The organism is Propionibacterium cyclohexanicum (assembly GCF_900111365.1).
Taxonomy (GTDB): domain Bacteria; phylum Actinomycetota; class Actinomycetes; order Propionibacteriales; family Propionibacteriaceae; genus Propionibacterium; species Propionibacterium cyclohexanicum.
Map to the genome: position 1 here is coordinate 1 of NZ_FOGZ01000032.1, position 21,873 is coordinate 21,873.

The following is a 21,873-nucleotide window of genomic DNA, read 5'->3' on the forward strand; positions in this document are numbered from 1 at the left end:
ATCCTCGGAAGGCCTCGGCCACTATCCGGGCACCGACGCGCCGCGCCCTCCCACCACGGCTGCTGCGTCGCCTACACCCTCATCTGGGAAGAGCCGTGATACGAGCACCGAGCAGTTTCTCGCGGAGGAACTCTCACACCGGATAGATGCTCACCGAGGCCGCCTTGACCGAATAGATCACAGTGCGGCCCGGATAGAGGTCGAGTTCGGCAACCGAGCGCATCGTCACATCCGCGGAGAGGTGGTGCCCGTGGTGGTCATCGGCGCGCACGCGCACCATCTGGCCGGTAGGCTCCAGCTCGGCGATCGTCACGGCAATCCTGTTTCGGGCGCTGCTGTGGACGTCCTCGACGGCAATCGTCACCGCAGAAGGCGAGAAGACCGCCGCCGCAGGGGCCGACTCCACCAGCTCGGCGGCGGCCTGGTGGTTCCCCTCGATCCACAGATCTGCCGAGTGCACCACGCAGCCGGATCGGTAGCTTCCCCGCACCAGGTTGAGCCCGGCAATCCTGGCCGTGAACCGGGTCTTCGGATGCTGCAGCACCTGCTCGGTCGGCCCCGACTCGGCCACCCGGCCGTCCTGCAGGACGATGATCCGCTGGGCGAGCAGTACGGCGTCGAGCAGGTCGTGGGTGACGATGATGGCCGAACGATTCTCCAGCACCCGGCGCAGCACCCGGCGCAGGATGGGGGCCACGGACACGTCGAGCGCAGCCATCGGCTCGTCGAGGAGGAGAAGTTTCGGCTCTGCCGCCAGCGCGCGAGCCAGCGCCACGCGCTGGGCCTGACCGCCGGACAGCTCATGGGGACGCCGATCCGCGAACTCGGCGACACCCACTTCGTCGAGCCAGCGCTGGGCCCGCTGCGCTGCCTGCCTCGACGAGGCGCCACCGACCCGCGGGCCGAATGCGACATTGTCCCGGACGCTCAGATGCGGGAACAGCAGCGCGTCCTGGGCCAGCAGGGCGATCCCGCGCTCGTGGGGTGGACGCCACCGGCGGCGACCGGCATCGAGGTCGAAGAGCAGTTCATCGTTGAGGACAGCCCGCCCCGAATCGGGGCGCAGCGTGCCGGCAAGGATGCTGAGCAGCGTCGACTTGCCGGCGCCGTTGTGGCCGAGCACTGCCACCCGCTCCCCCTCGTCCATGTCGAGCGCGGCCTCGAAATGGCGCTGGGCCACGACGGCGTGCACAGACAGGCTCATCGCTGGCCCCGCTCGGAGATCGTGGCGGTGACGACCGTGACGATGACTGCCAGCGCCACCAGGACGAGCGAGAGCCCAATCGCTGCATCAGGATCACCGCTGGTGTTCTGCAGGTTGATCTCCAGCGGCATCGTTCGGGTGACTCCCTGCAAGCTGCCAGCGAAGGTGAGCGTGGCGCCGAACTCGCCGAGCGCGCGAGCGAAGGACAGTACCGCCGCCGAGGCGAGCCCGGGCATCACGAGAGGCAGGGTCACGGTGCGCAGCACAGTGGAGGGCCTGGCACCCAGCGTTGCGGCCACCACCTCGTAGCGCTGGCCGACGGTTCGCAGCGTGCCCTCCAGCGACACCACCAGGAAGGGCATTGCGACGAAGCTCTGCGAGAGCACGACGGCAGCCGTGGAGAAGGCGATATTGAGACCGAAGAGGTTCATGACAGGTGCCAGCAGGCCGTGACGTCCGAAGGTGTAGAGCAGGGCGATGCCGCCGACTACCGGCGGCAGCACGAGTGGCAGCAGAACCAGCGAGCGGATCACCTCCTGACCCCAGAAGTGCTCACGGGCAAGCACCATGGCCATGGGCACTCCGAGAACGACGCAAACGATCATCGCCGCGCACGAGGTCTTCAGGCTCAGTACCAGCGCATCCAGCGAGGAGGTGGAGGTGATCACCTCGCCGATGCGCGACCAGTCCATCCGGATTGCCATCGCCACGATCGGCAGGACGATGAACACGGCTCCGAAGAAGGCGGGCACATAGAGCCACCGGGGCAGACCGGAGAACGGACGGGGGCTGTGGGACCTGCGGGCATCGAGTGCCGACTCGACCACCGGCTCGGCAACCCTGGGCTGCACAGAAGTCATCGTCACCTCATCTGTCCTGGGTCCTGGCCCGCGCCAGGGCGCCAGCTGGTCAAGGGTCGCGCCAGGGCGCCAGCTGGTCAAGGGTCGCGCCAAGGCGCCAGCTGGTCAAGGGTCGCGCCAAGGCGCCAGCCGGAACCTTTCCGCTCAGCTGCTCTTCGACGCGGAAGCTGCGGCCGAGGCCGTGGCCGGCTGGCCGAAGCCTGCCTTCTTCAACACCTGCTGGCCGGCATCACCGAGCACCAGATCGACGAATTCTCCGGCCAACTCGCCCTGTGGCGCGTCCTTGAGTGCCACGATGTAGTTCGTGTTGACGGCCTTCGAGCTCTCCGGGAAGGGCACACCCTGCACTTGGTCGCCGGCAGAGATCACGTCGGTCTTGTAAACCAGACCGGCGTCGGCCTGTCCGCTGCGCACCTTGGTGAGCACATCGGTGACCGCCTGCTCCTCGCTGACCGGCTTGAGCGTCACCCCGGTGGCCTTCTCGACATTCTGGGTGGCCGCACCGCATGGCACGCTCGCAGCGCAGATGACGAGCTTGAGGTCGGGCTTGGCGAGATCCTGGAAGGACGCGATGCCCGCGGGATTGCCCTTGGGTACGACGATCTCGAGGACATTGGTGGCGTAGACCTTTGCCGGGCCGCTCGCCAGGTTCGCATCGGTCACGGTCTTCATATTCGTCTGGTTCGCCGAGGCGAAGACATCCGCCTGGGCGCCATTGGTGATCTGCTGCGCCAGCGCCTGTGAGCCGGCGAAGTTGAAGGTGACGCTCACGCCCGGATTCTGCTGTTCGAAGGTCTTGCCGAGCTCCTTGAAGGTGCTCGTCATGGACGCTGCCGCGAAGACCGTGAGGGTGCGTGGCGGGGCGGACGAGGCGGCCGAACCGGAGCCGGTGCTTGAGCTGCAGCCGGCCAGCGCGAGGGCAAGGGCGGCGGCGACGGCTGCGGTGCGTCTGGGGAGCGCAGTGCGCATAGGAGGTCCTTTCCATCATGGGCACGTGGGGAGATGGGGAAAATGGGGAGCCGGCTCAGCTGTTCAGCCGGCCCTGTGTGGGGTCTCGACGATGACTGTGGTTGCCTTGACGACGGCGACAGCGAGCGATCCGGGCTCCAGGCCCAGCTCGCGGACCGCCTCGGTGCTCATGAGGGAGACCACGCGGTAGGGCCCGCACTGCATCTCCACCTGGGACATCACCTTGTCCGATTCGACCCGGGTCACCAGACCGACGAACCGATTGCGCGCCGAACGCTCGATGTCGGAGGGATCGGGCACCGGATTGGCCAGCTCCTGCGCGAAATGAGCGAGCTCGACGCCGTCGATCACCTTGCGGCCCCGATCGTCCAGCTCGAAGTGCAATGTGTCGTTGTCGATCCATCGCCGGACCGTGTCGTCGCTCACGCCGAGGAAGACGGCCGCATCCTTGATCCGCAGTTTCGCCATGGCCAGAGGATACCGAGCGCGGATGAGGTCGCCAGGCCGGTGTCCCATCCGTAACAGAGACGAAACGTGGAGCCCGGTGCCCGGACCGCTGGAGGTACTGAAACATCGTCGAAACATGAGACTCAGCCAGCCGAGGCCCTACGCCGCAGATGAGTCAGACCCACGGGAATTCATCCGCAATCACGGAACAACTTCCCCAGAATTCTGGTGAGTCAATCCATACAGTGCCCGGTTCGGAATTACCTCGGATGGGCTGAGCGGCCACCGCCGGCTCGCCTCCAGCGATTGTTGAATGTTCGCCAGTTCCCCGGGAACGATCGTGCCCAGAATAGGATTCGCGATGCGAACATGGCACTGACAAGGCACTTCACTCATAGAAATGAAATCACAACAACAATGTGTTCTTATTCCCCTGATTGACCCTTGGCGCAAAGTGTTACAGAATCCAGCACTTCAATTAACGCTGTTGAAACACCCGGCTGCTGAACTGAATGTCATCACGGCAAGGAAGCCTCGGTGGATGATCAGCTCTTCGCTGAATCCCCGCTCCTGCCGGCCGGCCGGGGCGGAACCGCTGGGGCCTCGCACTCTCTGCCTTGCTGTAACACGATCGTCTCAATCCGCTTCGGAAGGTTGCTCATCATGCGCAAGGTAGCTATTTACGGCAAGGGTGGCATCGGCAAGTCGACCACCACACAGAACACTGTGGCAGCTCTCACCGAGATGGGCCGCAAGGTGATGGTCGTCGGCTGCGACCCCAAGGCCGACTCGACCCGTCTGCTGCTGGGCGGCCTGGCCCAGCGCTCGGTGCTGGACACGCTGCGCACCGAGGGCGAGGACGTCGAGCTGGAGGATGTGCGCGCACCCGGTTTCCGCGACTCGATGTGCGTGGAGTCCGGCGGCCCGGAACCCGGCGTCGGCTGCGCCGGCCGTGGCATCATCACCTCGATCAACCTGCTGGAGCGCCTGGGCGCCTATGACGCCGATCTGGACTACGTGTTCTACGACGTGCTCGGCGACGTGGTGTGCGGCGGCTTCGCGATGCCGATCCGCGAGGGCAAGGCCGAGGAGATCTACATCGTCGCGTCCGGCGAGATGATGGCCATGTACGCCGCGAACAACATCTGCAAGGGCATCAAGAAGTTCGCCATGACCGGCACCGTCCGGCTGGGCGGGATCATCTGCAACAGCCGCAATGTCGACAACGAGCGAGAGCTCATCGAGCACTTCGCCGAAGAGCTCGGCACCCGGATGATCCATCTGGTGCCCCGCGACAACGACGTCCAGCGCGCCGAGATCAAGAAGAAGACGGTCATCGACTGGGACCCCACCTGCCACCAGGCCGACGAGTACCGCACGCTCGCCCATGCGATCGAAGAGAACGACAAGTTCGTCATCCCCAAGCCCATGACGCAGGAGACCCTCGAAGGCCTGCTCCTCGAGCACGGTCTGCTCGACGCCGCCTGATAACCGATCCATCCGAGGGAGAGCCGCTATGAAGAAGCCACAGACCCTGCCGGCCCCACCGGCCGAGGCACTCGCCACCGTCGATCTTGCCGCCGTGGCAGCACTCGACCTGGTCACACCCGAGACCGCAGTGCCCCTGCCCCAGCAGGCACCCGTCGCCACGGACCTCGTGGAAGACCTCGTGAAGCCCTACCCGGTGAAGGTGAAGCGCAAGCGGGCCAAGCACATCACGGTCAACGATCCGGACGAGATCCCCCCGATCGAGGCCAATGTGCGCTCGACCCCGGGAATCATCACTACGCGCGGCTGCTGCTATGCAGGCTGCAAGGGCGTGGTGCTCGGCCCCATCACCGATGTCATCCACATCGTGCACGGGCCAATCGGATGCTCCTATTACGCCTGGATGACCCGCCGCAACCAGGCCGACGTGCCCGAGAGCGAGCAGGACTTCCTCAAGTACTGCTTCAGCACCGACATGACCACCAACGAGATCGTCTTCGGAGGTGAGAAGAAGCTCGCTCAGGCGGTTCGCGAGGCCTACGAGATCTTCCACCCCAAGGCGATCGACATCTTCTCCACCTGCCCGGTCGGGCTCATCGGCGACGACGTCCACGCCGTGGCAAGAGAGGCCCGCAAGGAGCTCAAGATCCCGGTCTTCGCCTTCTCCTGCGAGGGCTACAAGGGCGTCAGCCAGTCGGCCGGCCACCACATCGCCAACAACGGCCTGTTCAAGAATGTCGTGGGCACCGAAGAGCTGCCCGCCGAGGCCAAGACCAACCCCTTCCGCGTGAACATGCTGGGCGAGTACAACATCGGCGGTGACGCGTTCGAGATCGAACGTCTCCTCAACGCCTGCGGTATCCAGCTGGTGGCCACCTTCTCCGGCAACGCCCAGCTCGCCGAGCTCGCGCACTCCCAGGATGCCAACCTCAACCTCATCCAGTGCCATCGCTCCATCAACTACATGGCCACCATGATGGAGACCAAGTACGGCATTCCCTGGCTCAAGGTGAATTTCATCGGGGCCGAGGCCACCGCGAAGACGCTGCGGAAGATCGCCCGCTACTTCGGCGACGACGAGCTCACCGCGCGCGTGGAGATCGTCATCGCCGAGGAGCTGGCCAAGGTCGAGCCGGTGCGCCAGGCGGTGCGCGCCAGGGTCGAGGGGCGCCCCGTCATGCTGTTCGTCGGCGGCTCGCGATCCCACCACTACCAGTCGCTCTTCCGTGACATGGGCATGCCGGTGGTGACCGCCGGATATGAGTTCGCCCACCGCGACGACTACGAGGGCTACCAGGTGGCGAGCACCATCAAGGTCGACGCCGACTCGCGCAACATCGAGGAGCTGACCGTCGAGGCCGATCCCGAGCACTACCGGGCACGCAAGAGCCCCGAGGAGCTCGAGAGGCTCAAGGCCTCGGTGGACATAGCCGACTACAAGGGCATGATGCCCGAGATGGCGAAGGGCGCGATGGTGGTCGACGACATCTCCCACCACGAACTCGAACAGCTCATCGAGACCTACCATCCCGCCCTGGTCTGCTCGGGCATCAAGGACAAGTACGTCGTAGAGAAGATGGGCATCCCCTGCAAGCAGCTCCACAACTACGACTACGGCGGCCCCTATGCAGGCTTTCGCGGCGCGGTCAATTTCTACCAGGAGATCGATCGCATGGTGAACAGCCCGGTGTGGGGGTTCATCCCGACACCCTGGGAAAAGCAGAGCGCCTGAGGGCCCGGATCGAGGAGACAGACATGCTTTCGCAAACACCCACCAAGGTCTCGCAGCGCAGCGCCCTGCGGATCAACCCCGCAAAGACCTGCCAGCCGATCGGCGCCATGTACGCGGCAAGCGGCATCCACAACTGCCTGCCCTACAGCCACGGCTCACAGGGCTGCTGTTCCTATCACCGCAGCCACCTCACGCGGCATTTCAAGGAACCGTTCATGGCCGCGACGAGCTCGTTCACCGAGGGGGCGTCCGTCTTCGGCGGGCAGCCCAATCTCTTGCAGGGTCTGCGCACTGCCTTCGCCGCCTACGACCCCGATGTCATCGCGGTGAACACCACCTGCCTGTCGGAGACCATCGGCGACGACATCCCCCAGATCATCGGCGAGGCGGAGAGCTCGGGGATCATCCCCGAGGGGAAGTTCGTCATCCATGCGAACACCCCCAGCTATGACGGCTCGCATGTGACCGGCTTCTCCAATATGTGCGTGTCGATGGTGAAGTACTTCGCCACGCGCATCGAGGACAGCTCCGAGGCCAGCGCGCCCCAGCTGAACATCGTGCCCGGTTTCGTGGATCCGGCCGACATGCGCGAGATCCGCCGGCTGGCCGAGTCGGTGGGCTTCACGGTGACGATGTTCCCCGACACCGCCGGAGTCCTGGACGCTCCCCAGACCGGCAGCTTCCAGATGTATCCGGACGGCGGAGTGACGGTCGATGAACTGCGCAATCTCGGACGCGGCGTCAAGACGCTCGCCCTCGGCCCGTTCGCCTCGGCCGAGGCAGCCCTGCAGCTCGACAAGATCGCCGGCGTACCGCACGAAGTCCTCGACCTGCCGGTCGGGATCGCCGCCACGGATCGCTTCATCGGCGCCCTCAACGCGCTCGGCGCGGCCATCCCCGACGAGATCACCACGCAGCGCGGTCAGCTCGTCGACCTGATGTGCGATGTGCAACAGCACTTCTACAACAAGAAGGTCGCCATCTTCGGCGATCCGGACCATGTGCTCAGCCTCACCGAATTCTGCCGGGACCTGGGCATGATCCCGGTGCACATCCTCACCGGGACGCCGGGCAAGGCATTCGGCCGCAAGGCCACCGAGATCCTTGGCGACAAGGCAGATCAGACGAACATCGAGGGCGAACAAGATCTCTTCCTGCTGCACCAGCTCATCAAGAACCAGCCAGTGGACCTCCTCGTCGGTACGAGCTATGGCAAATACATCGCCCGCGCGGAGGACATCCCCTTCGTGCGCTTCGGCTGGCCGATCCTCGACCGTTTCGGTCATGCCCTGATCCCGAGCCTCGGCTACGCAGGCGCGATCCAGCTCATCTCGAAGATGTCCGACGCCCTGCTGGATCGTCGGGACCGCGATTCCACCGAGTGGCAGTTCGAGCTGGTGTTGTGAGATGACCGAGGTACTCGCCGGCCGGGCACGACAGGTCACCCGCAGCGGATCCGCGACACCGGACATCGACTGCGACAGGCAGTCGGTGGCCGGTTCGGTGAGCCAGCGGGCATGCACCTTCTGCGGCTCCCGGGTGGTGCTCTATCCGATCGCCGACGCGGTGCACCTGGTGCACGGTCCCATCGGATGCGCCGTCTACACCTGGGACGTGAGAGGGGCGTTGTCCAGTGGCCCCGAGCTGCACAGACTGAGCTTCTCGACCGACCTCAGAGAACGCCATGTCGTGTTCGGCGGTGAGCGCCAGCTCGAGGACTCCCTCATGGAGCTCATCGGCAAGCATCATCCGAAGGCGGCGTTCGTCTACGGAACCTGCATCGTCGGCGTGATCGGAGACGATGTGCCGGCGATCTGCAAGAAGGTCTCCGCGAAGACCGGCATCCCGTGCATCCCCGTCCAGTCCGAAGGCTTCCAGGGCTCCAAGCGCCAGGGTTATGACGCGGCGTGCGAGGCGCTCATGGCGCTCATCGGCACCGGCGACACGGCAGGCATCCCCCAGCACTCGGTGAACATCCTCGGCGACTTCAACCTCGCCGGGGAGATCTGGATCATCCGCGACTATCTCAAGCGGATGGGCGTCGAGGTGGTTGCCCAGCTCACCGGTGACGGACGCGTGGACGACATCCGCCGCGCCCACGGCGCCGGCCTCAACCTCGTCCAGTGTTCGGGGTCGACGACCAAGCTCGCCATGCAGATGCAGGAGAAGTACGGCATCCCCTTCAAGCGGGTCTCCTTCTTCGGCCTGGACGACATGGCGGGCGCGCTGTACGCCATCGCCGAGCACTTCAAGGATCCCCAGATCCTGGCCCGCACCCGCGAGCTGGTGGCCGAGGAGATCGCCAAGACCCTGCCGGTCGTCTCACAGTGCCGCCAGGACCTGGAGGGCAAGCGCGCCGCGATCTACGTCGGGGGCTCCTTCAAGGCGATCTCGCTGGTGAAGGCCCTGCGTCTCATCGGCATGAAGACAGTGCTCGTGGGCAGCCAGACGGGCACCAAGGAGGACTACGCCTACCTGTCCGATCTGTGCGATCCGGGCACGATCATCGTCGACGACTCGAATCCTGCCGAGCTGTCGTCCTTCCTCTCGGAGGGCAAGGCAGATCTGTTCATCGGCGGTGTCAAGGAACGCCCCCTCGCCTACAAGCTCGGGGTGGCCTTCTGCGATCACAACCACGAGCGGAAGCTGCCGCTCGAGGGATTCGTCGGCATGGCGAACTTCGCCCGGGAGGTGCACGGTTCGGTGTGCAGCCCGGTCTGGCAGTTCGCACCGCGTCACGCCATCAGCAAGCTCTCCGAGGAGGTCTGAGATGTCGACCGACCAGGCACGTGCCCCGCTCGCCGACCAGGACAAGACGCCCGCCCGGCAGCGGGCGAAGGTGGCCACCACCAACGCCTGCCGGATGTGCATGCCGCTGGGGGCCTGCTTGGCCTATACGGGATTCGAGGGCGTGGTGCCCTTCCTGCACGGCTCCCAGGGATGCTCCACCTATATCCGCCGCTATCTCATCAGCCACTTCGCCGAGCCGATGGACATCGCGTCCTCCAGCGTCGGGGAGTCGGCTACGATCTTCGGCGGCGAGTCGAATCTGCGCACCGGGGTGGCCAACGTCACCCGCGTCTACAAGCCCTTCATGATCGGGATCGCCTCCACCTGCCTCACCGAGACGATCGGCGAGGACGTCGCGGCGATGATCACCCGGCTCAAGGACCCCGTGGAAGGCATGACGGCGAAGACCGGCGTGGACACTCCCGAGCTCGTCTTCGCCCACACGCCCTCCTACTCGGGCACCCATGCCGACGGCTATCACGCGGCTGTCCGGGAGGTCGTCCGGTCGCTGGCCGAGCCCGGCGAGACCGGCTCGGACGTCAACCTCTTCCCTGGCATCTGCTCGGCAGCCGACCTGCGCCATCTCAAGGAGCTCGTGTCCGCCTATGGGCTCGGCTGCAATCTCATGCCCGACTACTCCGAGCGTCTCGACGGGGTGACGGTTGCCCGCTACGAGAAGCTGCCGGCCGGCGGAACGACAGCTGACCAGGTGCGGGCTGCTGGCCACGCGAAGGCCTCGATCACCCTCGGCGGCCTGGTCACCCCGGGCGTCCAGCTGGCCGGCGAGCTGCTGCACGAGACCTTTCAGGTGCCCCACCACATGCTTGCGATGCCGATCGGGATCCGGCTCACCGACATGTTCACCGAGTTGCTGGGCCAGCTGTCGGGCAGGCCGATGCCCGAGTGGCTGGTCAAGGAACGCGGACGCCTCGTCGACGCCTACATCGACGGCCACAAGTATGCGATGGACCGCAAGGCCATCGTCTTCGGCGACGAGGACCTCGTCACCGGGCTGGCCAGCTTCTGCGCAGAGATCGGCATCACCCCGGTGCTCATCGCCACCGGTGGACGCTCCGGACATCTCGCCCGGGAGATCGGCAGGCTCAACCCCGAACTCGACGGGAAGGTCGAGGTGCTGGACGACGGCGACTTCGAGGAGATCACTGCCCGCGCCAACGAGCTGCGCCCCGACATCATGATCGGCCACTCCAAGGGCTACACCACGGCACGCGATCTCGGTATCCCGCTGGTACGCGTCGGGCTGCCCATCCACGACCGGGTGGGCGGCCAGCGCGTCAAGCATCTGGGCTACCGCGGCACCCAGGAGCTCTTCGACCGGGTGATCAACGCCCTCATCGCCGCTCGCCAAGACGAATCCCCCATCGGCTACGCATATATGTGAGGAACCGACCATGACTGATGTTGCTACGGACCTTGCTCCTGTGACTCCCACGAGGAAGCTCTTCTCAGATCACCCCTGTTTCGACGAAGCCGCCCGGATGCGAACCTCGCGAGTGCATCTTCCGGTCGCCCCGCGGTGCAATGTGCAGTGCAACTACTGCAACCGCAAGTTCGACTGCTTCTCGGAATCGCGCCCTGGGGTGTCCTCGGTCGTCCTCACTCCCGAACAGGCGGCGGACTACGTGGACACCGTCCGGGCCGACTATCCGAACCTTGCGGTCGTGGGCATCGCAGGTCCCGGCGATCCCTTCGCGAACGCCGACAAGACCCTGCGGACCTTCGAACTGGTCAGGCAGCGGCATCCCGATCTCCTGCTGTGCACCTCGAGCAATGGCCTGGAGCTGGCCCACCACCTCGACGAAGTGGCGCAGCTGGACATCAGCCACATCACGGTGACGATGTCGACCGTCGATCCCGATGTCGCCGCCAAGATCTACCGCTGGGTGCGCGACGGGCGCCAAGTCTACCGGGGACGTGAGGCAGGCGAATTGCTCCTCTCACGCCAGATCGAGTCGATCAAGGGGCTGAAGGCCCGCGGTGTCACCGTCAAGATCAACACCATCCTCGTGCCCGGCGTGACCCTCGACGGCATAGCCGAGGTGGCGAAGCTCGCCAGGGAACTCGGCGTGGACATCATGAACAATCTGCCGCTCTACCCGGTGGACGGCACGCCCTTCGGTGAACTGCTCGCACCGAGTCCCGAGCAGATCGCCCGGGCACGACGCGATGCCGAGCAGTATCTTCCCCAGATGACCCACTGCCAGCGCTGCCGGGCCGATGCGGTGGGCTTGCTGGACGACGAGAACGACCAGACCGCCATGGATCGGTTGCTGGCTGCCCGGAAGCCCCCATCGCCGCGCCCGCACATTGCGGTGTGCACCCAGGAGGGCTTCTTGGTGAACCAGCACCTGGGCGGAGCCGATTTCGTGGACATCTACGAGAATGCCAATATCGGGGGACGGGTCACCCCACGCTTCGTGGAACGGCGCACGACTCCTCCAGCGGGCGGCGGGGGCAGGCGCTGGGCACTGCTCGCCGGCTTGCTGAAGGATTGCCGGGCACTGGTCTGCTACCAGCTCGGGGAGTCGCCCCGGATGGTGCTGCGCGCCTCGGGGGTCGACGTCTACGAATCGGACGGGCTGATCAGCGAGGCCCTCACCGATATCTACGCCGGCAGGGTGCCGCGCCGGGCACTGCCTCCGCGCGACTGCGCCACCTCCTGCTCCGGGCCAGGGACCGGCTGCGGCTGATCGGGTGGCCCACCACCCTGCTGCTGCCCCACTACTCGCACACCAAGGAGGCCGGCAATGCATGCCCGACTCATCGACAGCACTCTGCGCGAGGGCTCGCAGGCCGTCGTTCCCTATCTCTCCTGTGACCAGAAGGCAGCCGTCATCGCGGGCCTGGGGCGCATCGGGGTCGAGGAGATCGAGCTTGGCCACGCGGTGACCGAACTCGCCTATGGCAGCGAGCCGCTCGCAGAGCTCATGGCCATCGCCGCGCGCACCGCCCCAGGGGCTCGCCGGGCCATCTGGTGCCGGGCCAGGGCCCAGGACATCCGGACTGCAGCAGCGCTCGGCCCCGAGGTCGTCTCCTTTGCCCTGCCGATCTCCGACCGGCATCTCGCCACCCGTCTGCACAAGGATCGCAGCTGGGCGCTGGACCAGATCGGCAGGCTGGTGGGTGTCGCGCGCGAGGCGGGGGTGGGCTACGTCTCCATCGGCCTGGAGGACGCCACCCGCGCCGACCCCGGCTTCCTCGCCGAGGTTTCCGCATGCGCGCAGGTCGCCGGTGCTGACCGGCTGCGCATCCCCGACACCGTGGGAATCTGCTCGCCCGCCCAGCTGGCCCAGCTGGTGCGCAGTGTGAAAGCGCACTTCGGCGCACAGCTCGGCGTCCATGTGCACAACGATTTCGGGATGGCGACTGCCGGTGCGGTCGCTGCACTCGAAGCCGGAGCGGACTGGGCGGACGTCAGCGTGCTCGGGCTGGGCGAGCGTGCCGGGATCTCGCGTCTGGAGGAGGTGGCGGCCTGGCTCAGTCTGCGTGCCGGCTGCCACTATGACCTGCTGGCTGCCCGCCAGACGGCCGAGATGCTCTCCGGCTGGGTGTCCCGCCCGATCGGCGCGCAGGACCCGGTGATCGGTTCGGGGATCTTCACTGCGGAGTCGGGCCTCCACGTGGCTGGTCTGGCAGCAGACCCGGCGAACTACGAGCCCTATCCACCCGAGCTGGTCGGCGCGAAACGCTCCTTGCGGATCGGGCGCAACAGCGGACGTGCCGCCGTGGCCGCGATCGTGCCCGAAGCCGGTGACGAGCTCCTCACCATGACCGCCCGGGTCCGGGCCGAGGCGGCGCGGCGTGACCGGGCCCTGAGCCCCGAGGAGCTGCAGGCCCTGCGCGAGGATTGCGCACGCCGGCCCGCCTGACCCGCCGGGCCCGCAGCGGGTAGCCGCCGGGCTCGGTCGGCTGCTCACTGGGCAATGTCCGCATCGGTGGTGAGCTCGATGTTGGCCCACAGCTCGTAGCGGTCGTCGCGGAACTGCTCGATGATGGCACGGCGCACCTCGTCCTCGCCGTCGATGTCCCAGATGCCGTGGCCGACCACGAAGACGACATCGAGATAGACGCGCCCTCCGGTCTTCGTGGCGCGCACGGTGGGCTCGGGCAGATCGAAGCGCTGGCGCGCAGCGCGGATCGTCTCGTCGATGGTCGCTCTCAGCGCAGCGGGCGGGGCACCTTCCAGGATCTCGCGCAAGGCATTGCGCACCATGACGAGCGGCACTTTCACGAGGAGCACGACGATGAGCAGCACGAGGACGGGATCGACATAGCGCGCCGCGGTGTGCACACCCCACCAGGTCAAGAGCAGCGCCGCAGCCGAGCCCGCGACGATCGCGGCGGACAGCACGGTGGACGCCCGCCACTGCTGGGCCTCGGCACCCACCAGATCAGAGATTGCGGCGCTGCGCGACAGCCACCAGGTGACAGCCATCGCACCGAGGAGCGTCACCACGCCGTACAGGCCGATACCCAGGGCGCTCACCTCGGAGCCCCCATCGACCAGCGTGGAGACCGCATCCGTGGCGGCGTAGACCAGAGCACCCAGGAGCCCGGCGCCCTGGATGAGGACGGCAATTGGCACCATGACCGCCAGGCCGTAGGGGAAATCCTTCGTCGGTGCGCGCCCGGCGGCATGCCCGGCGAGGATCGACACGCCCGTCAGCGTGGTACCGAACAGCGAGTACACACCGTCGAAGAGGATGACACTCGAACTGGCAGCGATTCCCCAGACGACACCCAGCGCGCCGAAGACAATCGAGGCAGCCAGCGAACCGGATAGCATCACCAGTTCGCGGCGGCGGAGTTTCTCGTCAGGCATGGGCGACGAACCTCGCGCCGGGCAGTGGGACAGCCATGGCCCAAGGCTACGGCTGTCGCACCGCCTGCCGCACCCGCCGCTGGGCCAGGTCCGTGCGGCGATCGGCCATGCCGCAGCGCAAATACCGACGTCTCGCGAATGGCGGTGTTAGCGTTGGTGCAGGCCAGGCACGTGTCCACCTTCCCCGGACATGTCGACGGCAGCTGTTGCGCACCCGCAACTGCCGGTATGTCGTAGGGGGAAGGAAACACCATGATCGAGCGGGCAACTGGCGACGGACATCTGAGCCGCCGGCTCCACCAGATCGCGGACCACAGCTCCCATCCGCTCACCCATCGGCTTATCAGGCTGTGGCGCCCGGCCGTCATGACGATGGTCGCCATCACCACCGGCGCCATGTGGCAGCGCACCGAAGGCGGGGCTGGCCAAGCCGTGCTCGTCACCACTGCTGTCGTGGCCATCCTCGTCCTGTGCACCGGCCGCCCGCTCGACGCCGAGGGCCGCGCCCCTAATCGGGCACACGAGATCATGGCGACCCGCCAGCCCGCCGCTTCCTCGGCGGGCGACCGGATGGGCGATGCGCACGCCCTTCACGAGATCAAGCGCCGCCCCGCCCACCAGATCATCTGGGTGAGCCTGTCGAAGACGACGGCGACGCGGCACTGAGCGGACCAGCCTCTCGCCGACAGGCGGTGGGTAGTAAGCTCGCGCCGGTCGGCGGGCGGATGGTAGGTTGGCCGGGTGGGTGTCCCCGGAGGTGCCGCAGAAACCCTCGCGCACAGCGATTACCCGTCCATCTGCGCATTTCTGGAGGAGCACTCTGGGCTGCCCGGGCCTCGCGCCAATCTGGAACTGCTGACTGTTGCCGCGCAGCAGCTCGACACCGGGATGGCGCGCCGGCTGCGCGGTGAGGAATCGGAATACCTGCGTTGCTGCGGGGTCGCGCATCTCGCCAAGGAATTCCTCGAAGCCGGATCGGCATCGGTGCAGGTGAAGGCCCAGCTCGACCTCACCCATTTCGCCGCCGATGGGTCGTGGCGGGTGCGTGAGGCCGTCGCAATGGCCGGCCAATGGATCGGCGATGCCGAACCCGCCGCGCTACCCGAGATGCTGCGCGCCTGGTGGCACCATCCCAACCCCTTGGTGGTGCGTGCGGCGGTGGCCACCATCTGCGAACCACGCTTGCTGGGCACCGAGCCGATGGCCCGGCTCGCCGTGCACTGTTGCCGCGAGGCCACCGAAGCCCTGCTCGACATCGATCCGGCCCAGCGCAAGAGCCCCGAAGCCAGGGTGCTGCGCAAGGCCCTGGGCTACGCCTGGAGCGTCGCGCTGGTCGCCGACCCGAGCCAGCTGGACGACTTCCTGGCCATGGGGGGCGACCCGGACCTCGACTGGATCGTCAAGGAGAATCGCAGCAAGGCCCGGCTCAGGAAGCTCGTCGAGCGCTGAGTGCCGGCCCACCGGGCGCACTGGCGTCCGTGCGCCGAGCACCCCCGCCCAGGCCGCGGCCATGGTGGCTTGGCCACCACAGCACCCCCGCCAACTCGTAGGACAGCGCCGGCACGAGCAGGGTGCGTACGACGATCGTGTCGAGCAGCACCCCGAAGGCAACGATGAAGGCGAGCTGGGCGAGGAAGAGGATCGGCAGGATGGCCAGTGCCGCGAAGGTCGCGGCAAGCACGATGCCCGCCGAGGTGATCACCGCTCCCGTGCTCGCGAGGCCGGCGAGGATGCCCTCGCGGGTGCCGCTCTGGCCGGACTCCTCACGCACCCGGCTCATGAGGAAGATGTTGTAGTCCACGCCAAGGGCGACGAGGAAGACGAAGCCGTACAGCGGCACGGTCGGATCGGACCCGGGGAAGTGCAGGACGTGGTTGAAGACCAGTGCCGAGACTCCCATAGTGGCGAAGAAGGACAGCACCGTGGTGGACAGCAGCAGGACGGCCGCCACGATCGATCGCAGCAGGGCCATGAGGATGAGCGTCACGACGACGAGGATGAGCGGAATGATGAGATTGCGGTCGTGGATCGCCGCGTCATTCGTGTCGATGTCTGTCGCGGTGACCCCACCGACCAGGGCCTTCGAGCCCAGCGCGGTACGCAGCTGACGCACGGTCTGTTCGGCAGCAGCCGAGTCGGCCGGCTGGTCGAGGGTGGCCTGGATGAGCACTGAGCCGTCCGAGATCGTCGGCTCAGGTGCCGGGCTACCGGGGATGGCCGACTCGACCCCTTGGGCAGTGAGTTTCGCCGAACCCGTGGGTGCCTCGGCGGCGGTGACCGTCACCGCCGCGACGCCCGGGTGCTCGCGCACGATGGTGCCGACCTCGACCATCGTCGCGGCGGGCGTGATGATGAAGGCAGGACTGCCGTCGCCACCCTCGAAGTGCTCGCTGAGCACCTGCTGCCCGGCGCGTGCGTCGGAGGAGCCGAGCACGAGGGCGCTCTGCGGAACGCCGCTGGCCCGGAACTGGGTGGCGCAGGCGGCAGCGGCGACGAGAACGATGACAACGCCGATCCAGATCGGGCGAGCCCGGCGCGCAACGAGTTGTCCGACCCGGCCGTAGAGTCCCGCGGAGCTGCCCTGTGGCGCGTCCAGGTGGCGAGGCCAGAAGGCAGCAGGCCCGGCGATGAGCAGCAGGCTCGGCAGCAGTGTGAGTGCCGCGAGGAAGGCGAAGACGATGCCGATGGCGGCCACCGGCCCCAGCGAGCTGTTCGAGTTCAGGTCGCTGGCGAGCAGGCAGAGCAGGCCGGCGATCACCGTGCCAGCTGCGGCAGCGATCGGTTCGAGTGATTGGCGCAGGGCGACGGTGGTCGCCCGCCAGCGGCTGGCGGTGCGAGCCAGCTCCTCGCGGTAACGGGCGGTATAGAGCAGCGAGTAGTCGGTGGCGGCTCCGATGACGAGGATGAACAAGATCCCCTGGGTCTGCCCGGTGAGCAGGAGGACTCCGGCCTTGGCGAGCCACCACACGCTCAGCAGCGCCACGCACAGCGCGAAGACGCTCGTCACGAGGACCAATGCGGGCAGTAGCACGGATCGGTAGACGAGCACCAGGATGACGAGTACGGCGCCGAGCGCCGCAATGAGCAGGATGCCATCGATCCCGGAGAAGGCCTCCAGCAGATCGGCGGTGAATCCGGCCGGGCCGGTCACGTGCACGGTCAGCTCCCCGGAGAGGTCATTGCGCAACTGGGAGCGCAGGGCGTCCACTGCCGCACCGATGTCGTCGCCCTGGGGGATCTCCAGGAAGGCCTCGGCGGCCTTGCCGTCCTGGGAGGCAACGAGCGGTGACGCACTTGCCTCGCCGGGGATCTGCCCCACTGCCTGCTCCAGCGCGCTGCCGGCCCTGGCCAGCAGCCCCTTGTCGAGCACCGTGCCGTCCGCGCGAGTCACGACGACGACGGCCGGGACCGTGTCCGAGTCAGTGAAACCGCCGAGCCGCTTTTGCACCTGAGTGGACTCAGCGCTGGCCGGCAGGTAGCTGGTCTGGTCATTGCTGGACACCTCGTCCACCTTGCCGAAGTAGGGCCCGCCGATGCCGGCGGCGACGAACCACGCCACGACGATGAGGATCGGCACGAAGGTGGTCAGCCACCGCGACGGACGATGGCCCGGGGTATTGGGCCGGGCCTGCTTCTCGGAATGAGGATGTGACGCCATCTCGACCTCCAGGAGTGGGGGAACCGGTGCTGCCCGAGCCGACATATCTAGCTTAGCTAGCTACTAGCGGGAGGCTACTACACTCGGCACTGGCTGTCCCACGTACCTGCTGCACAGTCACCATGCCCGCAGCGAACGGAGGTCCATGAGCGACTACCAGGACCGGCATGAGTTCTCCGTGCGCGCCAACGACCCGCAGGCAGAGCTCATCGCCCATGACGCCCTTGACCCCGAGGAAATGGCCCAGGTCGATGCCATCATGGCGGCCAGCGCAGCCTTGCAGCAGACCGAGCGGCGCATCGCGGCGGCGTCCCAGCGCTATATGGCCCTGGGTCGCACCGATATGCACGCCATCCACTTCCTGCTCGTCCAGGAGAATCTGGGGCTCGAGGTGTCCCCGAGTTCGCTGGCCCACCACTTGGGCATCACCACCGCCTCGACGACCAAGCTCCTCGACCGGCTCGTGAAGGCCGGCCACATCGAGCGCGTGCCCAACCCGACTGACAGGCGCTCCTGGCGGATCAAGGTGCTGCCCGAGACCCGTCTCGCCGCATTGCGCACCGTAGGGCAGATCCAGGCGGCCCGAGTCGGACCGCTCCGGCGGCTGAGCGAGGGCGAACGCGGCACGGTGCTGCGCTATCTGCGCCAGACCCGCCAAGCGCTCGAGCAGGCGCTCGAGGAGATCCTCGGCCCCGGCGCCTGAGAACGCTGCACCCGCCCGCCGCCACAGCGCGGGTATCGCAGCCTCGCTCGGCGGCACCGGCCCCAGCGCCGGCAGAAGCCGCCACCGCGCTCCCCGAGGCCGGTTAGCATGCTCACGTGCGCCACATCCGCCTGCCACACCCCACTCCCGCCATCCGGACCGGAAGCGCCGTGGCAGTGGCAGTGGGCATCTATGGCATCTCGGTCGGCGCGCTGGGAGTGGCCGCCGGGCTCAGCGTGTGGCAGAGCTGCGCGCTGAGCCTCCTCATGTTCACCGGCGGCTCGCAGTTCGCCTTCATCGGTGTGGTCGCCGCAGGCGGCAGCGGCGCGGCAGCCTGGGCGGCGGCCACCTTGCTGGGTCTGCGAAATCTCGTCTATGGCGCGCAGCTGAAGGCACTCATCCGCCCGCGATCTGCCCTCGTGGTGCCGATGGCCCACCTCACGATCGACGAAAGCACGGCCGTGGCGATGAGCCAGGATGAGCACGACGAGCAGGTGCGCGGCTTCTGGACCACGGGTATCGGCGTGTTCGTGCTGTGGAATCTGTTCACCCTCGCCGGGGCACTGGCCGGCAATGCGATGGGGGATCCGCGCCGATGGGGGCTTGACGGGGCGGCCGTCGCCGCGTTCCTGGGCCTTCTGTGGCCACGCCTGACGGGCCGAGACCCCATCGCCATCGCCGTCGTGGCGGCGCTCGTCACGACTGTCGCCGTTCCGCTGCTGCCGGCGGGCATCCCGGTCCTGGTGGCAGCGCTGGCGACGACCCTCGTGTGGTGTCTTCGCGGACGACGAGGCGCGGTGGCCTCATGAGCCTCACCGCGTGGTTGCTGCTCGCCGCGGCCAGTGCTGCTGCGCTGAAGCTGGGTGGCTATCTCCTGCCGCAGTCATTGCTCGACCGCCCGCCGGTGCTGGCGCTCGCCCGCGCCATGACGATCGGCCTGCTGGCCTCCCTCACCGTGCTCAATACGCTCAGCACGGGCACCACCCTCCATCTCGATGCCCGGCTTTGCGCGCTGGTGGCTGCGGCCCTCGCCCTGGCTCTGCGGGCCCCCTACATTCTCGTCGTGTTCGTCGGTGCGCTGGCAGCCGCGGTGGCTCGGGCGCTCGGCATGTCCTGAGCCAGATCGTCCTGAGCCAGATCGCTGGTCAGCCCAGCGCAACCGGACGCGCCGGGTCGCCGGACCAATCGCTCCAGGAGCCCGGGTAGAGCCGCACGCCGTCGATGCCGGCGATGTGCAGGGCCAGCAGGGTCTGCGCGGCGGTGATGCCCGAGCCGCAGTAGACGATGTCACCGGGGCGCACCTGCGCGAGGTTGCGCTGCAGCTCCTCAACCGACTTGAAGCGCCCGTCGCGACGATGATTGTCCTGCTCGGGCAGATTGCGAGCACCTGGGATATGACCAGCTCTCGGATCGATCGGCTCCCTGTCTCCGCGGAACCGTTCGGGTGCCCGCACGTCCCAGATGTTGCGACTGGCCCTGGCAACCTCGTCGGCGTCAGCGGTGGGCAGGCTGGGCGGCCCCACGACGACGTCACCTGGTGCCACCGGCTCGGCGGGGCCGGCCTGCACCGGCAGCCCGGCCGCCTGCCAGGCCGCGAAGCCGCCATCAAGGACGTGCACATCGGTCAATCCGGCGTCGGTCAGCATCCACCACAGCCGGCCCGCTGCCTGGGAGTCGCGGGCGTCGAGGACGACGACCGGCCGGTCACGGCGCACACCGTGCTCCCGCAGGACGGTCTGGAAGGACTCGCGGCTCGGCAGCGGATGGCGCCCGCCGGGCTTGGAGCGATCCGAGAGCTCGTCGTCGGCGCTGATCCACTGCGAACCGGGCACGTGGCCGGCCTCGAAGTCCTCGCGCCCCCCACCGGGCGCCGCCGGCCCGCTCCATCGCACGTCGAGCACAGCAGGTGGAGTGGCGGAGGCAAGCATTCCCGCCAGCTCCACGGGGGTGATGAGAGTCATGTCGTCTCCCAGACGATCCGGCATGCCCCACGCGAGACCATGCGGATCTTGTCGTCAGTGTGCCCTCAGCGTAGTCGGCGCGCCCCAGGCGGGCATCGCCTCGCCGGACTCGGGAGAGGGTGCCCGGCAGACAGGCGATGATGTGGGCAGCCGGATCGGGCACCGCGGGGTGCCTCATCCGGCAGGTGCACGGGCATCCCAGCGACGAGTTGTTGAAGTGCCCGTGCGAGGGCTGCACCCGGATTCAGGCGGCAGCGCAGCCGGTGATGAGGGCGCTGGGCTGGGAAACCCAGAGGTCATCGTTGTCGTTGCTTGGCGTGTTGAACTGGAGCATGCGGGGCGGCAGCGAGAAGGCGTACGTCACCGTGACCGTCCCGGCGCTCGTTGCTGTGAACCCGCCGGAGAACTCCGCGCTTCCTTCGTTGCCAAGGAGCGTGTATCCGGCCGCCTTCAGCGTGGAATCGGACGCCGAGGAGAGGTCGTTGGGATCGCTGCCGTTGGCCCACCAGGAGCCGGCTCTGCCCCCGACCGTGTACTTGTGCGCGAGATCGGCACCGGCACCGTTGGCCGTGATGATGAGGGTCTGGCGTGCCGATTGGTCGCCAGACCCGCCGAAGGCACCCTTCACCGTGGCAGAGAGGTCGTAGACGCCGCCCTTCTGAGCCGTGAACCGATAAGTGACCGTGACCGTGGTGTTGGGGTCCGAAAGGTTCTGGGTGCTCGTGTCACCCTCGGAGAGGAAGCCGGGCTGAGCAAGGCCCCAGGAATGGAATTCCTGCGTTGCGGCAGGGCCAGGGGCGCTGGGAGTGTTCGTCCAGCCTGTGAGATCGCGTTCCTCGGGAAGAATTCCCGGGCCGGCGATCACATAGCCGATCGGGCTCACGGTGGGCTGCTTCGTCGGATCGCAGGTCTGCGGCTCGGATGCTGCGGCCAGGGGAGCCGCCACCGCAAAGCTGATGACGGGGATCGACCAGGCAGCCCCTTTGACGATCGTCCGTCGCCGGGGTCTGGAGGGGTGATCGGCTTTCAGGTCGATTTCAGTGGGATCAATGGACATATTGAATCCAATCGTTGGAAAAGGCCCACCTCTAGGACATGACTGCGCACTGCTCGCCCCAATAAGGGGCTCTTCCCAGATGAGGGTGTAGGCGACGCAGCAGCCGTGGTGGGAGGGCGCGGCGCGTCGGTGCCCGGATAGTGGCCGAGGCCTTCCGAGGA

20 protein-coding genes are annotated in these 21,873 nt (G+C 67.2%); 12 read left to right on the top strand and 8 right to left on the bottom strand.

The window, feature by feature from the left end:
- Positions 1 to 133: 133 nt before the first annotated feature.
- From BMX93_RS11620 to BMX93_RS11635, 4 genes are all read right to left on the bottom strand, one after another.
- A complete protein-coding gene (locus tag BMX93_RS11620) occupies positions 134 to 1,204 on the bottom strand; it encodes a sulfate/molybdate ABC transporter ATP-binding protein (RefSeq protein WP_091971247.1) in 1,071 nt (356 codons plus the stop codon).
- Positions 1,201 to 2,064 (bottom strand): ABC transporter permease, encoded by an 864-nt coding sequence (locus BMX93_RS11625; RefSeq protein WP_091971249.1) that lies wholly within the window; start codon positions 2,062 to 2,064, stop codon positions 1,201 to 1,203. The genes BMX93_RS11620 and BMX93_RS11625 overlap by 4 nt, the downstream gene beginning before the upstream one ends.
- Positions 2,065 to 2,208: 144 nt before the next feature.
- Positions 2,209 to 3,033 carry a molybdate ABC transporter substrate-binding protein gene (gene modA / locus BMX93_RS11630; RefSeq protein WP_091971251.1) on the bottom strand — a complete coding sequence of 275 codons (825 nt, stop codon included), beginning with the start codon at positions 3,031 to 3,033 and terminating at the stop codon, positions 2,209 to 2,211.
- Positions 3,034 to 3,096: 63 nt separating this feature from the next.
- Positions 3,097 to 3,501, bottom strand: coding sequence for a TOBE domain-containing protein (locus BMX93_RS11635; protein WP_091971253.1), 405 nt, complete (start codon positions 3,499 to 3,501; stop codon positions 3,097 to 3,099).
- Between the two features lie 642 nt (positions 3,502 to 4,143).
- Here BMX93_RS11635 and nifH point away from each other — a divergent pair.
- The 7 genes from nifH to BMX93_RS11670 are packed head-to-tail and all read left to right on the top strand — an operon-like array spanning position 4,144 to position 13,380.
- Positions 4,144 to 4,968 (top strand): nitrogenase iron protein, encoded by an 825-nt coding sequence (nifH, locus tag BMX93_RS11640; RefSeq protein WP_091971292.1) that lies wholly within the window; start codon positions 4,144 to 4,146, stop codon positions 4,966 to 4,968.
- 28 nt (positions 4,969 to 4,996) lie between these two features.
- On the top strand, positions 4,997 to 6,700 hold the full coding sequence (gene nifD / locus BMX93_RS11645; RefSeq protein ID WP_091971255.1) for a nitrogenase molybdenum-iron protein alpha chain: 1,704 nt from the start codon (positions 4,997 to 4,999) through the stop codon (positions 6,698 to 6,700).
- Positions 6,701 to 6,723: 23 nt separating this feature from the next.
- The gene (locus tag BMX93_RS11650; protein WP_091971268.1) at positions 6,724 to 8,106 is read left to right on the top strand and encodes a nitrogenase component 1; all 1,383 of its coding nucleotides are present in this window, start codon (positions 6,724 to 6,726) and stop codon (positions 8,104 to 8,106) included.
- Position 8,107: 1 nt separating this feature from the next.
- Entirely contained in the window at positions 8,108 to 9,469 is a 1,362-nt protein-coding gene (gene nifE / locus BMX93_RS11655; RefSeq protein WP_091971270.1) for a nitrogenase iron-molybdenum cofactor biosynthesis protein NifE, read from the top strand.
- Position 9,470: 1 nt separating this feature from the next.
- A complete protein-coding gene (locus BMX93_RS11660; RefSeq protein ID WP_091971272.1) occupies positions 9,471 to 10,892 on the top strand; it encodes a nitrogenase component 1 in 1,422 nt (473 codons plus the stop codon).
- 10 nt (positions 10,893 to 10,902) lie between these two features.
- Positions 10,903 to 12,201 (top strand): radical SAM protein, encoded by a 1,299-nt coding sequence (locus BMX93_RS11665; protein WP_091971274.1) that lies wholly within the window; start codon positions 10,903 to 10,905, stop codon positions 12,199 to 12,201.
- A 57-nt stretch (positions 12,202 to 12,258) separates the two neighbouring features.
- The gene (locus BMX93_RS11670; protein ID WP_091971276.1) at positions 12,259 to 13,380 is read left to right on the top strand and encodes a homocitrate synthase/isopropylmalate synthase family protein; all 1,122 of its coding nucleotides are present in this window, start codon (positions 12,259 to 12,261) and stop codon (positions 13,378 to 13,380) included.
- Between the two features lie 44 nt (positions 13,381 to 13,424).
- Here the strand turns inward: BMX93_RS11670 and BMX93_RS11675 are convergent, their stop codons facing one another.
- On the bottom strand, positions 13,425 to 14,333 hold the full coding sequence (locus tag BMX93_RS11675) for a cation efflux transmembrane domain-containing protein (protein WP_091971278.1): 909 nt from the start codon (positions 14,331 to 14,333) through the stop codon (positions 13,425 to 13,427).
- Between the two features lie 252 nt (positions 14,334 to 14,585).
- Between BMX93_RS11675 and BMX93_RS11680 the strand changes: the two genes are divergently transcribed.
- On the top strand, positions 14,586 to 14,999 hold the full coding sequence (locus BMX93_RS11680) for a hypothetical protein (RefSeq protein ID WP_091971280.1): 414 nt from the start codon (positions 14,586 to 14,588) through the stop codon (positions 14,997 to 14,999).
- 75 nt (positions 15,000 to 15,074) lie between these two features.
- Entirely contained in the window at positions 15,075 to 15,782 is a 708-nt protein-coding gene (locus BMX93_RS11685) for a hypothetical protein (protein ID WP_091971282.1), read from the top strand.
- Here BMX93_RS11685 and BMX93_RS11690 read toward each other — a convergent pair.
- Positions 15,760 to 17,991, bottom strand: a complete 2,232-nt coding sequence (locus BMX93_RS11690) for an MMPL family transporter (protein WP_091971284.1) — start codon at positions 17,989 to 17,991, stop codon at positions 15,760 to 15,762. The two genes, BMX93_RS11685 and BMX93_RS11690, sit on opposite strands and share 23 nt — an antisense overlap.
- A gap of 145 nt (positions 17,992 to 18,136) precedes the next feature.
- On the opposite strand from BMX93_RS11690, the gene BMX93_RS11695 reads away from it, so the two are divergent.
- The 3 genes from BMX93_RS11695 to BMX93_RS11705 all read left to right on the top strand — a co-directional run bounded on the left by BMX93_RS11695 (position 18,137) and on the right by BMX93_RS11705 (position 19,811).
- Positions 18,137 to 18,694 carry a MarR family winged helix-turn-helix transcriptional regulator gene (locus BMX93_RS11695; RefSeq protein WP_091971286.1) on the top strand — a complete coding sequence of 186 codons (558 nt, stop codon included), beginning with the start codon at positions 18,137 to 18,139 and terminating at the stop codon, positions 18,692 to 18,694.
- Between the two features lie 116 nt (positions 18,695 to 18,810).
- Positions 18,811 to 19,503, top strand: coding sequence for an AzlC family ABC transporter permease (locus BMX93_RS11700; protein WP_245725846.1), 693 nt, complete (start codon positions 18,811 to 18,813; stop codon positions 19,501 to 19,503).
- The gene (locus BMX93_RS11705; RefSeq protein WP_091971288.1) at positions 19,500 to 19,811 is read left to right on the top strand and encodes a branched-chain amino acid transporter AzlD; all 312 of its coding nucleotides are present in this window, start codon (positions 19,500 to 19,502) and stop codon (positions 19,809 to 19,811) included. Before BMX93_RS11700 ends, BMX93_RS11705 begins: the two co-directional genes overlap by 4 nt.
- 28 nt (positions 19,812 to 19,839) lie before the next feature.
- Here the strand turns inward: BMX93_RS11705 and BMX93_RS11710 are convergent, their stop codons facing one another.
- Together BMX93_RS11710 and BMX93_RS11715 are read right to left on the bottom strand one after the other, a co-directional pair.
- Complete coding sequence (locus tag BMX93_RS11710; RefSeq protein ID WP_091971297.1) at positions 19,840 to 20,655, bottom strand: sulfurtransferase; 816 nt, start codon at positions 20,653 to 20,655, stop codon at positions 19,840 to 19,842.
- 244 nt (positions 20,656 to 20,899) lie between these two features.
- Positions 20,900 to 21,712, bottom strand: a complete 813-nt coding sequence (locus BMX93_RS11715; RefSeq protein WP_091971290.1) for a hypothetical protein — start codon at positions 21,710 to 21,712, stop codon at positions 20,900 to 20,902.
- Positions 21,713 to 21,873 lie beyond the last annotated feature (161 nt).

Bases quoted from the DNA above. Each gene is read 5' to 3' on its own strand.
- BMX93_RS11625 (WP_091971249.1), bottom strand. From the start codon at position 2,064: ATGACTTCTGTGCAGCCCAGGGTTGCCGAGCCGGTGGTCGAGTCGGCA.
- BMX93_RS11650 (WP_091971268.1), top strand. From the start codon at position 6,724: ATGCTTTCGCAAACACCCACCAAGGTCTCGCAGCGCAGCGCCCTGCGG.
- BMX93_RS11665 (WP_091971274.1), top strand. From the start codon at position 10,903: ATGACTGATGTTGCTACGGACCTTGCTCCTGTGACTCCCACGAGGAAG.
- nifD (WP_091971255.1), top strand. From the start codon at position 4,997: ATGAAGAAGCCACAGACCCTGCCGGCCCCACCGGCCGAGGCACTCGCC.
- BMX93_RS11620 (WP_091971247.1), bottom strand. From the start codon at position 1,204: ATGAGCCTGTCTGTGCACGCCGTCGTGGCCCAGCGCCATTTCGAGGCC.
- BMX93_RS11705 (WP_091971288.1), top strand. From the start codon at position 19,500: ATGAGCCTCACCGCGTGGTTGCTGCTCGCCGCGGCCAGTGCTGCTGCG.
- BMX93_RS11670 (WP_091971276.1), top strand. From the start codon at position 12,259: ATGCATGCCCGACTCATCGACAGCACTCTGCGCGAGGGCTCGCAGGCC.
- nifE (WP_091971270.1), top strand. From the start codon at position 8,108: ATGACCGAGGTACTCGCCGGCCGGGCACGACAGGTCACCCGCAGCGGA.
- BMX93_RS11675 (WP_091971278.1), bottom strand. From the start codon at position 14,333: ATGCCTGACGAGAAACTCCGCCGCCGCGAACTGGTGATGCTATCCGGT.
- BMX93_RS11680 (WP_091971280.1), top strand. From the start codon at position 14,586: ATGATCGAGCGGGCAACTGGCGACGGACATCTGAGCCGCCGGCTCCAC.
- BMX93_RS11660 (WP_091971272.1), top strand. From the start codon at position 9,471: ATGTCGACCGACCAGGCACGTGCCCCGCTCGCCGACCAGGACAAGACG.
- nifH (WP_091971292.1), top strand. From the start codon at position 4,144: ATGCGCAAGGTAGCTATTTACGGCAAGGGTGGCATCGGCAAGTCGACC.
- BMX93_RS11695 (WP_091971286.1), top strand. From the start codon at position 18,137: ATGAGCGACTACCAGGACCGGCATGAGTTCTCCGTGCGCGCCAACGAC.
- modA (WP_091971251.1), bottom strand. From the start codon at position 3,033: ATGCGCACTGCGCTCCCCAGACGCACCGCAGCCGTCGCCGCCGCCCTT.
- BMX93_RS11635 (WP_091971253.1), bottom strand. From the start codon at position 3,501: ATGGCGAAACTGCGGATCAAGGATGCGGCCGTCTTCCTCGGCGTGAGC.
- BMX93_RS11710 (WP_091971297.1), bottom strand. From the start codon at position 20,655: ATGACTCTCATCACCCCCGTGGAGCTGGCGGGAATGCTTGCCTCCGCC.
- BMX93_RS11715 (WP_091971290.1), bottom strand. From the start codon at position 21,712: ATGTCCATTGATCCCACTGAAATCGACCTGAAAGCCGATCACCCCTCC.
- BMX93_RS11690 (WP_091971284.1), bottom strand. From the start codon at position 17,991: ATGGCGTCACATCCTCATTCCGAGAAGCAGGCCCGGCCCAATACCCCG.